The organism is Acidovorax sp. 62, assembly GCF_002754495.1.
Lineage (GTDB): Bacteria > Pseudomonadota > Gammaproteobacteria > Burkholderiales > Burkholderiaceae_C > Acidovorax.
The window spans coordinates 994,864-1,006,180 of the sequence record NZ_PEFJ01000001.1; the positions used below are offsets into that span (position 1 = coordinate 994,864).

The following is an 11,317-nucleotide window of genomic DNA, read 5'->3' on the forward strand; positions in this document are numbered from 1 at the left end:
ATCAATTTCATAGCTGCCTGCGCTTATTCCACAAGCGCTAGAGCCCAAAAATATCTTAAAACCCAGAGGCCCGCCCCATGAGCCTCTCCACCCCCTTCATCCACCGCCCCATCGCCACCATGCTCCTCACCCTGGGCCTGGCCCTGGTGGGCGCGGTGTCGTACTTCCTCCTGCCCGTCGCCCCACTGCCCCAGGTCGACTACCCCACGATCTCCGTCAGCGCCAGCCTGCCCGGCGCCAGCCCCGACACCGTGGCCGCCACCGTCGCCACCCCGCTAGAGCGGGCGCTGGGCTCCATCGCCGGGGTCAACGAAATCACCTCGCGCTCCATCCTGGGCAGCACCAGCATCACCCTGCAGTTTGATTTGAGCCGCGACGTGGACAGCGCCGCGCGCGACGTGCAGGCCGCCATCAACGCGGCCCGCACGCTGCTGCCCACGGGCATGCCCAGCAACCCGACCTACCGCAAGGTCAACCCGGCCGATTCGCCCATCATGATCCTGGCGCTCACGTCCGGCTCGCTCACACGCGGGCAGATGTACGACGCGGCTTCCACGGTGCTGGCGCAAAAGCTCTCGCAGGTCGAAGGCGTCGGGCAGGCCTCCGTCAGCGGCGGGGCACTGCCTGCGGTGCGCGTGTCGCTCGACCCGGTGCGGCTGGCGGCCAACGGCGTGTCGCTGGAGCAGGTGCGCAGCGCCATCAGCACCACCAACGCCAACCGTCCCCTGGGCGCGGTGGAGCGTGAAGACCACTACTGGCAGATTGCCGCCAACGACCAGGCCCGCGTGGCGGCCGACTATGCGCCGCTGGTGCTGCGCTGGAAGGACGGCAACGCCATTCGCCTGTCGGATGTGGCCGATGTGACCGACTCGGTGCAGGACGTGCGCAACTTTGGCGTAGCCAACGGCAAGCCTGCCATCTTGCTGCAGGTGTTCAAGCAGCCCGGCGCCAACATCCTCGAAGCCGTAGACCGCGTGCGCGCCATGCTGCCGCAGTTGAAGGCGTCCATTCCGGCGGCCATCGACATTGAGATCGTCTCGGACCGCACGCCCACGCTGCGTGCCTCGGTCAAAGAGGTGGAGCACGCGCTGCTCATCGCCGTGGCGCTGGTGATCCTAGTGGTGTTTCTGTTCTTGCGCAACGGGCGCGCCACGCTCATCCCTGCGGTGGCCGTGCCGGTGTCGCTGGCGGGCACGTTTGGGGTGATGTACTTGGCGGGCTACACGCTCGACAACCTCTCGCTCATGGCGCTGACCATTGCCACCGGCTTTGTGGTGGACGACGCCATCGTGGTGCTCGAAAACATCATGCGCCACATGGAGCGGGGCAAGTCGGCGCTGAAGGCCTCGCTCGATGGCGCGCGCGAGATCGGCTTCACCGTCGTGTCCATGAGCATCTCGCTCATCGCCGTGTTCGTGCCCATCCTGTTCATGGGCGGCATCGTGGGCCGCTTCTTTCGCGAATTCGCCATCGTCATGTCGGCGGCCATTCTGGTGTCGCTGCTGGTGTCGCTCACCACCACGCCCATGATGTGTGCGGCTTTGCTCAAGCACCCCAAGCCCACACCGGCCTCGCCACGCCAAGGTGCGTGGGCGCGTTTCTCGCGGTGGGTCGATGGCTTGCAGGTCCGTGGCCTGCGCGGCTACCGCAAAAGCCTGGCCTGGTGCCTGCGCCACCAGCCGGTGCTGCTGCTGGTGCTGGCGGGGGTGGTGGGGCTCAACGTCTACCTCTACACCGCCATCGACAAAGGCTTCATGCCCGAGCAGGACACGGGCCGCATCTCCGGCTTCATCCGGGCCGACCAGGCCACCTCGTACCAGGCCATGGAGCAGCGGCTGCAGCGCTTTTTGTCGATTGTGCAGGCTGACCCGGCGGTGGAATACGTCACTGGCTCCACCGGCGGCTGGCAGCGCAATGCGGCGCAGATGTTCATGACGCTCAAGCGCGGACCGGGGCAAGAGTCGTCTGACGCGGTGATTGCGCGGCTGCGCGAGCAGCTCAAGAACGAGCCCGGCGCTCGCCTGTTCATGTCGCCGCAGCGCGATATTCGCATTGGCGGGCGGCAAAGCAGCGCGTCGTTTGACTACACGCTGCAGGCCGACGACATTGCTGAGCTGCGCACCTGGGAGCCACGCATCCGCCAGGCCCTGTCGCAACTGCCCGAGCTGGAGGACGTGAACAGCGACGTGTCGGACTACGGCCTGCAAACCACGCTGGTGATCGACCGCGACGCCGCCACCCGTGCGGGGCTGACCATGGCGCAGATCGACGCCACCCTGAACGACGCCTTTGGCCAGCGGCAGGTGGGCGTCATCTACAACCCCCTCAACCAATACCGCGTGGTGATGGAGGCCGCGCCGCAATACCTTCAAAGCCCCGAGACACTGCGCGGCTTCTTCTTCGTGAACAGCGCAGGCCAGCAGGTGCCGCTCACCGCGTTTGCGCGCATCACCACCACCAACACGCCGCTGTCTGTGAACCACGAGCGCGGCACGCCTGCCAGCACCATCAGCTTCAGCCTGGCGCCGGGCGTGTCGCTGTCGCAGGCGGCCGATGTGGTGAACAACGCCGTGGCCGAGCTGGGCGTGCCCGTGGGCATTCGCGGCAGCTTCAGTGGCACGGCGGGGGCGTTCCAGTCGGCGCTGGCGGGGCAGCCGCTGCTCATTCTGGCGGCCATCATCACCATCTACCTGGTGCTCGGCATCTTGTATGAAAACCTGGTGCACCCCATCACCATCCTCTCCACGCTGCCCTCGGCCGGGGTGGGGGCACTGCTGGCGCTGATGTGGTTCAAGACCGAGTTCTCGCTCATCGCGCTCATCGGCGTCATCTTGCTGATCGGCATCGTCAAGAAGAACGCGATCATGATGATCGACTTTGCGCTGGTGCGGCAACGTGCAGGCAACGTCACGGCTGCGCAGTCCATCTACCGCGCCTGCAGCCTGCGCCTGCGCCCCATCCTCATGACCACCATGGCCGCCATTTTTGGCGCGCTGCCCCTGGCCATCAACCGCGCCGACGGGGCCGAGCTGCGCCAGCCGCTGGGCATTGCCGTGGTGGGCGGGCTGCTGGTGAGCCAGCTGCTCACGCTCTACACCACGCCGGTGGTCTACGTGGCGCTGGACCGCTTGCGCCAGCGCGTGCTGCGCACCGTGCGCCGCCTGCGGGGCGGCTTGCCCCAGGCCCCTACGGCGTTCAACGCGCCCACCACACCGACCTCGGCGACCCCGGCGCTTGAAGGAAACGATTGATGCCTGCCACCCCCATTCCATTCGGCACACCGTCCATGACACCACCCACCCGGTCGCCTTCTTCTGCAATGCCTGCCGCTCTGCGCTGCGTGCCCACGCTGCTGGCGGTATCTGCGCTGACCGTGCTGGCCGCCTGCAGCACCCAGCCGGGGTACGAGCGCCCCACGCAAACCGTGCCCGCCCACTACAAAGAAGCCCTGGCCGCCACCGCAGGCGGCATCTGGCAGCCCGCGCAAGCCGGGCAAGCAGGGCAGCAGGGCGCAGAAGTGCCCGCCGCGTGGTGGACGCTGTATGGCGATGCCACACTCAATACCTTGCAAGAGCAGGCCGCCAGCGGCAACCAGAACATTGCCTTGTCGCTGGCCCGCCTGCGCGCCGCCCAGGCCGCCGTGGCCAGCAGCCGCGCCAGCCAGGGCCCCACGCTGGGCACCAGCGCCAGCACATCGCGTGCGCGCAGCGGCAGCCAGGCGGCCGATGGCAGCAGCACCGCCCGCATCAGCACCAGCCATTCCATCGGCCTCAATGCCAGCTGGGAGCTGGACCTGTGGGGCCGCATCGCAGGCACCGTGGACGCCGCCCGCGCCAGCGCCCAGGCCAGTGGCGACGACCTGGCCGCCGCCCGCCTGTCGGTGCAGGCCAGCGTGGCGCAAACCTATTTTTCGTTGCGCGCCGCAGAGGCCAACGCACAGATCCTGCGCGAAACACTGCAGGCCTATGACCGCAGCTGGGAGCTGACACGCAACCGCCAACAAGCGGGCGTGGCCTCGGTGGCCGATGTGGCGCAGGCCGAGTCGCAATACAAATCCACCCAGGTGCAACTGCTCGAATCTGAAAGCAACCGCACCCAGCTAGAGCACGCCCTGGCCGCTTTGCTGGGCCAGGCCCCTGCCAGCTTCAGCCTGCCCGCCACGGGTACGCTGCCCCAGCCCCCCGTGGTACCCGCCCAGCTGCCTTCGCAACTGCTAGAGCGCCGCCCCGACATCGCCGCTGCCGAGCGCCGCGTGGCCGCCGCCAACGCGCAAATCGGTGTGGCCCAGGCCGCATTCTTCCCGGCGCTCACGCTGTCGGGCACGGCGGGGTACCGGGGCTCGGAGCTGTCCAACCTGTTCAACGCCCCCAACCTGTTCTGGTCGCTGGGGCCGCAGCTGGCGCTGTCGCTGTTCGATGGCGGTGCCCGCACCGCTGCGGTGGAATCTGCCCGCGCCGCCAATGAGCAAGCCGCCGCCACCTACCGCCAAACGGTGCTCACGGCCCTGCAAGAAGTGGAAGACAACCTGACCGCCGCCACCGCCCTGGCGCAAGAGCAGCAACTGCAAACCGAAGCCCTGGCTGCCGCCCAGCGTGCGCTGGATGTGGTGAGCAACCAGTACCGCGCAGGCACCGTGGGGTACCTCAATGTCATCACCGCCCAGGCCTCGGTGCTATCGGCGCAGCGCAGTTTGATTGACGTGCGCAGCCGCAGACTGGCGGCGGTGAATACGCTGCTGAAGAATGTGGCGGGGCGGTGGGAGGTGGAGGGTGTGTGATACGGGGAGGCCTGCGCTGTGGTGCTGCAGGCTGCTGAGTCCGCTGGGTGTGCGATGTCAGTCCCCAAGGCCGTTCACAACACCAAAAACGCCCCAGCCGCCACCGCCGTAGGCCCCAGCGCCCCCAGCAGCAGCCCGCCTGCCCCAATCGTCTGGTCGGCAAAGCCGTTTTTCAGCAGCGCGACCCCGGCTGGGTTGGGGGCGTTGGCGATGACGGTGAGGCCACCGCCTGCCACGGCGCCAGCCACCAGCGCGTATTGGGCGGCGGGTGAGATACCTTCGATGAGCGAGCCCAGGTAGGTGAGGGCGGCGTTGTCGGTGATGGCCGTGAGGCCCACAGCGCCCGCGAACAGGGCCAGAGGTTCCAGGCCTGAGACGATGGGCTGCAGCCACCATTGCTGCATGCCGCCCAGCACGACCAGTCCGGCCAGGAAGAAGCCCACCAGCAGTGCTTCTTTGAGGATGAGCGGGCTTTGGTGGCGTGCGTACGCCTGGGTGTAGCCCAGGAACATCAGGAACAGCCCCAGGAACACGACCGGGTGGTGCGCAAACAGCACCACGCCTGCCAGCAGGGCGATGTGCACGGCGGCGACGGACGCGGGCACGGGGCGTTGGTCTGCGGCCTCTTGCCCGGCCTGCAGGGCGGCGGCGGTGGGCAGGTGGCGGCGCAGCACCAGGGCGCACACGGTGGCGTTGACCAGCACGGCCACGGCGGCCTTCCAGCCAAAGGTGGTGAGCATGAAGGCGCTGTCCCAGCCCCAGGTGGCGGCCACCATCAGCACGGGTGGCGCGGCGTACGAGGTGAGCGTGCCGCCGATGGACACGTTGACGAACAGCACGCCCAGCGCCAGGTACTTGAGCCGCTCGGGCACGGCGGGGCGGAAGATTTGCGGGGCCAGCATGAGGGCAGCAATCGTCATCGCGGCGGGCTCGGTAATGAGCGAGCCGAGCAGCGGCACGGCGGCCAGGCCCAGCCAGGCGGTGACGAGCGGGGTGGGCAGTGGCGTGACGCGCGCCAGGGTGTCCACGGCCGCCATCACGGTGCGCAGCACGGGGCGCGATGCGGCGATGACCATGACGACGAAGACGAACAGGGGCTCGGTGTAGTTGCGCGATTCGGCGTACTGCAGGGCCTGCGGGCCGCCTGCGGCCAGCGCCATGGCCACGATGAGCACCATGGCCCAGAAGCCAAAGACCACCTCGACCTCACCGAGCAGGTGAAACAGCCCGGCATGGCGCGGGTAGCGGTGCGATAGCCGCTCGAAGCATTTGACGGAGAAGGTGTGCAGCAGCGCCAGGCCAAACAGGGCGGCGGCGATCCATTGGATGAGGGGGGTGTTCATACAGGCAAGCAGTCGTAGAAAAGCCGCGAGGCGGCCCGACCATCGCTGTACCTGTTGCGCCGATTTGCGCAGACACCCAACGCGTATTTTAACGGCTGGTCCCTGCGCAGCCGCGTAGGAGAAGGGCGCCCCTGGCGTACGGTCGCTGCTACATCGCCTTGAACAGGTGGGCGTAGAGGCGGCTCACGGCCAGGCGCTCGGGGCGCCCGCGCAGGTTCAGGTGCAGCTTGCCGGATTCGTCGCGAACCACTGTGGTGATGGCGCTGGCACGCACCAGGGTGCTGCGGTGCACTTGCCAGAATTCCTGCGGGTCGAGCTGGTCTGACAGCTCTTTGAGGGGGGTGCGGATGAGGTATTCGGCACCGGCTGTGAGCACGCGCACGTACTTGTCTGCCGCCTCAAAGTACAGCACGTCGCCCACGGGCACCATGTGGATCTGGCTGCCGTGGCTGGCCTGGATGACGGTGAGGCGCGGGGCCTGCTGCTGCGCTGCCAGTGGCGTGGGGGCGAGGGGGGCGCTGGTTGTGCTGGATGGTGCCCCGGGCCACAGGCCAGGCTGGGCCAGCAGGTGGCGCAACTGGTCTACGGTGCGTTGCAGGCTGGGCTCCAGCGCCTGTGTGTGCGCCTCAGTGTGTGCTGGGGTAAGGGTTGCAGTGCTTTGATTTGCTATTGAATTTGTAGCTGCTTGCGCTTTATGAATAAGCGCTAGACGCAGTTTTTGCACTGTTTTTTGCAGCCGGGCGCTTTGCACGGGCTTGAGCAGGTAGTCCACGGCCTGGGCCTCAAAGGCCTGCAAGGCGTACTGGTCGTAGGCGGTGACAAACACCAGCGCCGGAAAAGGCCGGTGGGCGGGCCAGGCGTCGGCCAGCGCCACGGCAGCGTCCAGCCCCGTCTGGCCGGGCATGCGGATGTCGAAGAACAGCACATCGGGCTGCAGCACCAGCGCTTGCTGCACGGCCGAGAGGCCGTCGCCCACGGTGGCTGCAATCTGCAGTTCGGGCCAGGCGGTGCGCAGCTCGTGCTGTAGCGCAGCGGCCAGCAGGGGCTCGTCTTCGGCGATGAGGGCACGCGGGGCTGCAGGTGTCATGGGTGCTGGATTTTTAAAGGAAAACGCACGCTAGCGCTAGTACCTCCAGCGCTGGCAGCTATCAAATCAAGAGTGCCTGCGCTGCCATGCAGGGTGGCCAGCCGCTCGCGCACCTGGGCCAGACCAAAGTGGGTGCTGGCGGCGGGGGCGGTGGTGCCGGGCGTGGGGCGGGCGTTATGGCCCAGGCCCACGCCGGTGTCGCTCACCTCCAGCACCAGATATTGCGTGGCTGGCGCTGACGGTGTGGAATGGGCGCCGGGCTGCACGCTGGCCCGCACGCTGATGTGCCCACCCGCGACCTGCGGCTCCAGCCCATGGCGGATCGCGTTTTCTACCAGCGGCTGCAGCAGCAGCGGGGGCACGGGCACCTGGCGCAGGGCCTCGGGCAAATCCAGCGCGTAGTGCAGGCGCGGGCCCATGCGCACGGCCATCAGCTCCAGGTAGTCGCGCAGGCGGTCAAACTCGTCGGCCAGGGGGTGATGGGTGGCGCGCGATGCGGTCAAGGTGGCGCGCAGGTAGGCGATCAGGTGGTCCAGCATGGCCTGGGCGCGCGCGGGGTCTAGTGCAATCAGCACGCGCAGGTTGGCCAGGGTGTTGAAGAGCATGTGCGGCTCTAGCTGGGTTTCGAGCAGTTTCAGACGCGCCTCGGCGGCGTCGCGCTCTGTCAGCGCGATGCGTGCCTGCAGGGCGCGGGCCGTGCCCCGGCTGTAGAAGAAGAACGATGCTGCCACCGTGGCCAGCGTGGTGATGACCAACACTGTGGCCAGCGCACCGGGGGTGGCCTGCCAGCGTGCCCAGGTGGAGCACTGGCACCACAGATCGCCCAGCGCGGTGCCCGCGCCAAAGCCGGTGACCGTGCCTGCGGCCACCAGGGCAATGCCCCGCCAGCCCCGGGGCCACATGCCTGCCTCATGGCGTGCCAGCGTGATGCGACCGGCCTCGATGACGGCCCAGGACACCATGCCGATGGCCAGGGAGTACACAAGGTTCTGGTCCCATGGCCCCTTGCCGCCCAGCGTCAGCGCCAGTGCAATGCTGCAGCAAAAGGTGGCCACGATGAGGGCGTGGCGCACCACGCCCACAGCCAGCGCGGCCCCGCCTGTGGCAGCCTCTGGTGCCAGTGTGTGGGCGGGTTGCCGATGCGGTGTGGGGGGCGGGTTGGGCTGCGGCATGGGCATGGTGGGGTGATTCTAGGAGCCACGTTGGCCACTGTAGCCGGGCGCCGAAATGGGCCCAGCGTTGTCGCTCTCAGCGGGGGCGGTGCGTTGCCTGCAGGCGTTCTCGCTCGGTGTGCACCATGCGCTCGCGCAGGCTGCTGCCGCTGCCCAGCACAAACACCGCCAGGCCATGCGCCGCCAACCCGATGGCCCAGCCCATGGCCGGGAAGATGGCCCAGTGCTTGCCGTGGGCCGATGACAGCAGGGCCAGCACCACATTGACGAGCACGTAGAGGGTGGCGTGCAGGTACCAGCCGAGCTTGGCGCCCGCGCGCTTGCGGGCGAGGCGGCCCAGCGCGTCGGTTGGCTCAGCATGGTTGGCGGGGTGCGATGCGTGCAGTGGTTCTGAGGGATGCATGGTGGCTCCTTGATGGACGATGAAAGGTCAAAGAAAACGGAAGCGGAAACAGCGTGAGAGGGAATCGGGCGGTTTGGGGTTAGATCAGCCCCAGGCTGCCCCACAGCCATTGGCCCAGCAGGCGCTGCGGCAGCAGGGTGAACGACCCCGCCACCACGCAGCCGCCGATGTACACGCCCTGCATGGTGCGCCGGTGGCCGCTGAGGTTGCCTTGCAGCAGGTAGCGGAACGACAGCACGATCATCCCCAGTGCAAACGGCACCAGCAGGTGGATGGGGCCAAAGCCCGCCAGGCGCGGCCCCCGGCTGCCGCTGATGAACAGGGCCGACAGCGCGGTAAGCACCATGAGCGTGACCCAGGCATAGCCTGCAGCGCGGTGCAGGCGTGGGTGCTGTGCCCGGCTACGGCGGGCCCACAGGGCCACAGGGCCCAGGGCGGTGGCCAGCACGGCGGCGGTGAGGTGGATGGCAACGGCGGGAGGCAGGGTGGAGAGCGTGGTCATGGCTGGTGTCTCGCGGGTGTCGCTTCAGTGCGGTGGGCGTTGGTTGTTTGCTGTGGGCAGAGCGTCTTGGGATGGCGTGACTGTGCCGGGCGCATCGGGTAGGGGCCAGGGCTTTGCGACGAAGTGCGCAGGGGCGGCGCAAAGTGCGGTTGGGCGGCGCGAAATGCTGGCGGTGCCGTGCGAGGTGCGGCAACAGGCCCGGTTGGGTCAGACGATAATTTGCGCTTTAGCTGGCCCGTGGGGCCTGAAGGAATTGCGCGTGGATATCGTTTTGCTGGCCAAGGCCGCCGTCATGGGGGTGGTAGAGGGGTTGACCGAGTTTCTCCCCATCTCGTCCACCGGCCACCTGATTCTTGCGGGCTCGCTGCTCGGTTTTGACGACGCCAAGGCCAAGGTGTTTGACATCGCTATCCAGACCGGCGCCATCTTTGCCGTGATCCTGGTGTATTGGCAAAAAATCCGCGCCACGCTGGTGGCGTTACCCACCGAGCGGCAGGCGCAGCGGTTTGCGCTCAATGTGTTCATCGGCTTTTTACCTGCCGTGGTGCTGGGGCTGCTGTTTGGCAAGGCCATCAAGGCGCACTTGTTTACGCCTGTGGTGGTGGCCACCACATTCATCGTGGGCGGCTTCATCATCCTTTGGGCAGAGCGCCGTGCGCCCGTGGCCACGCGCATTGAGGCGGTGGACGACATGACCCCGCTGGACGCCCTGAAGGTGGGCCTGGTGCAGTGCCTGGCCATGGTGCCGGGCACCAGCCGCAGCGGCTCCACCATCATTGGCGGCATGCTGCTGGGGCTGTCGCGCAAGGCGGCGACGGACTTCTCGTTTTTTCTCGCAATCCCCACGCTGATTGGCGCGGGCGTGTACAGCCTGTACAAGGAGCGTGCACTGTTGTCGATGGCCGATGCGCCGATGTTCCTGACCGGGCTGGTGTTTTCGTTCATCAGCGCCTGGCTGTGTGTGCGCTGGTTGCTGCGCTACATCAGCACGCACAGCTTTGTGGCGTTTGCCTACTACCGCATTGTGTTTGGCGTGGTGGTGCTGGCCACCGCGTGGCTGGGGTGGGTGCAATGGGCCGAGTGAGCCATCACCTGCGCCCCCGCCTGAGGTCAGTGCTGGCCTGGGTGTGCTGCGGTGCGAGTGCGGCGGCGCTGGCTCAGGCGGCGGGCGCTGCCGCTGAGGTGCCCGGCGCGGCAAGTTCGGCAACTGTGACAACCACGGCCCCCCAAGAGGCCGCGCCCGCTCCTGCGTCTGCTGCTTCCAAGCCCACGTTGAACTATGTCCTGGGGGGCATCGTAGGCTCCAGCCCCGACTATGCGGGGGGCGCGGGCCGCTCTTACAGCCTGCGTCCGGCCTGGGCGCTGGAATACGGGCGGTTTCGCCTGAGCACCTCGCGTGGCAGCGCACTCATGGGGCACGGGCTGGCGGGGCGGTCTGATTCAGGCGCCAGTGCCACGCTGGCCCAAAGCGACCGCTTTGCCCTGAACGCATCGCTGCGCATTGACCAGGGGGACGATGGATCGGATTCGCCCATGCGCCGTGGCTTGCCCGAGGTGCGCTCCACCCTGCGTGCGCGCCTGAGCGCAGGCTATGCGCTCACCCCGCGCTGGTCGGTGGGAGCCGGGGTGTCGCAAGATATTTTGGGGCGCGATGGCGGCATGCTGCTGTCGACCAACCTGGGGTACAGCTTTCCCTATTCCGAGCAAACCCGCGTGTCGTTCGGCGTGGGGGCCAGCTTTGCCGACCGACAGTACCTGCGCAGCCACTTTGGGGTGCCAACCTCTGCGGCGGGCTCTACCAGCCCGCTGCCTGCGTTTGACCCCCACGCGGGTTTGTACAGCGTGGATGCGGGTGTGGACGTGATGGTGGCCCTGAGCCGCCACTGGGTCGCGCTTGGCGGCGTTCGGGTGTCGCAGCTGCAGGGGGATGCGCGGCGCAGCCCGCTCACGGTGCAGCCGGTGGGGTATTCGGCATCGGTGGGGCTGGCCTATCGCTGCTGCCGGTAAGAGCGGCTCACAAAACCCTTCTGGCG

General features: G+C 67.6%; 9 protein-coding genes. 4 read left to right on the forward strand and 5 right to left on the reverse strand.

Annotated features, from left to right (window positions below; all coding sequences use genetic code 11):
• Positions 1 to 77 precede the first annotated feature (77 nt).
• Positions 78 to 3,251, forward strand: coding sequence for an efflux RND transporter permease subunit (locus CLU86_RS04490; protein ID WP_233194784.1), 3,174 nt, complete (start codon positions 78 to 80; stop codon positions 3,249 to 3,251).
• Positions 3,252 to 3,319: 68 nt separating this feature from the next.
• On the forward strand, positions 3,320 to 4,777 hold the full coding sequence (locus tag CLU86_RS04495; protein ID WP_099740788.1) for an efflux transporter outer membrane subunit: 1,458 nt from the start codon (positions 3,320 to 3,322) through the stop codon (positions 4,775 to 4,777).
• 74 nt (positions 4,778 to 4,851) lie between these two features.
• Here CLU86_RS04495 and CLU86_RS04500 read toward each other — a convergent pair whose 3' ends face one another.
• The 5 genes from CLU86_RS04500 to CLU86_RS04520 form a co-directional block, all read right to left on the reverse strand.
• Positions 4,852 to 6,120: a putative Na+/H+ antiporter gene (locus CLU86_RS04500; RefSeq protein WP_099740789.1), complete on the reverse strand. Its 1,269-nt coding sequence runs from the start codon at positions 6,118 to 6,120 to the stop codon at positions 4,852 to 4,854.
• A gap of 148 nt (positions 6,121 to 6,268) precedes the next feature.
• Positions 6,269 to 7,207, reverse strand: coding sequence for a LytTR family DNA-binding domain-containing protein (locus CLU86_RS04505; protein ID WP_099740790.1), 939 nt, complete (start codon positions 7,205 to 7,207; stop codon positions 6,269 to 6,271).
• Positions 7,204 to 8,385 (reverse strand): sensor histidine kinase, encoded by a 1,182-nt coding sequence (locus tag CLU86_RS04510; protein ID WP_233194786.1) that lies wholly within the window; start codon positions 8,383 to 8,385, stop codon positions 7,204 to 7,206. Before CLU86_RS04510 ends, CLU86_RS04505 begins: the two co-directional genes overlap by 4 nt.
• 70 nt (positions 8,386 to 8,455) lie before the next feature.
• Complete coding sequence (locus tag CLU86_RS04515) at positions 8,456 to 8,782, reverse strand: 2TM domain-containing protein (protein ID WP_099740791.1); 327 nt, start codon at positions 8,780 to 8,782, stop codon at positions 8,456 to 8,458.
• Positions 8,783 to 8,861: 79 nt separating this feature from the next.
• Entirely contained in the window at positions 8,862 to 9,284 is a 423-nt protein-coding gene (locus tag CLU86_RS04520; protein ID WP_099740792.1) for a DUF2306 domain-containing protein, read from the reverse strand.
• Between the two features lie 259 nt (positions 9,285 to 9,543).
• Here CLU86_RS04520 and CLU86_RS04525 point away from each other — a divergent pair, with 259 nt between their 5' ends.
• Positions 9,544 to 10,368: an undecaprenyl-diphosphate phosphatase gene (locus CLU86_RS04525; protein WP_099743277.1), complete on the forward strand. Its 825-nt coding sequence runs from the start codon at positions 9,544 to 9,546 to the stop codon at positions 10,366 to 10,368.
• Positions 10,356 to 11,291 carry a MipA/OmpV family protein gene (locus CLU86_RS04530; protein WP_099743278.1) on the forward strand — a complete coding sequence of 312 codons (936 nt, stop codon included), beginning with the start codon at positions 10,356 to 10,358 and terminating at the stop codon, positions 11,289 to 11,291. Before CLU86_RS04525 ends, CLU86_RS04530 begins: the two co-directional genes overlap by 13 nt.
• Positions 11,292 to 11,317: the final 26 nt, after the last annotated feature.

Coding starts and splice junctions, on each gene's coding strand:
- CLU86_RS04490 (WP_233194784.1), top strand. CDS start 78: ATGAGCCTCTCCACCCCCTTCATCCACCGCCCCATCGCCACCATGCTC.
- CLU86_RS04495 (WP_099740788.1), top strand. CDS start 3,320: ATGCCTGCCGCTCTGCGCTGCGTGCCCACGCTGCTGGCGGTATCTGCG.
- CLU86_RS04500 (WP_099740789.1), bottom strand. CDS start 6,120: ATGAACACCCCCCTCATCCAATGGATCGCCGCCGCCCTGTTTGGCCTG.
- CLU86_RS04505 (WP_099740790.1), bottom strand. CDS start 7,207: ATGACACCTGCAGCCCCGCGTGCCCTCATCGCCGAAGACGAGCCCCTG.
- CLU86_RS04510 (WP_233194786.1), bottom strand. CDS start 8,385: ATGCCCATGCCGCAGCCCAACCCGCCCCCCACACCGCATCGGCAACCC.
- CLU86_RS04515 (WP_099740791.1), bottom strand. CDS start 8,782: ATGCATCCCTCAGAACCACTGCACGCATCGCACCCCGCCAACCATGCT.
- CLU86_RS04520 (WP_099740792.1), bottom strand. CDS start 9,284: ATGACCACGCTCTCCACCCTGCCTCCCGCCGTTGCCATCCACCTCACC.
- CLU86_RS04530 (WP_099743278.1), top strand. CDS start 10,356: ATGGGCCGAGTGAGCCATCACCTGCGCCCCCGCCTGAGGTCAGTGCTG.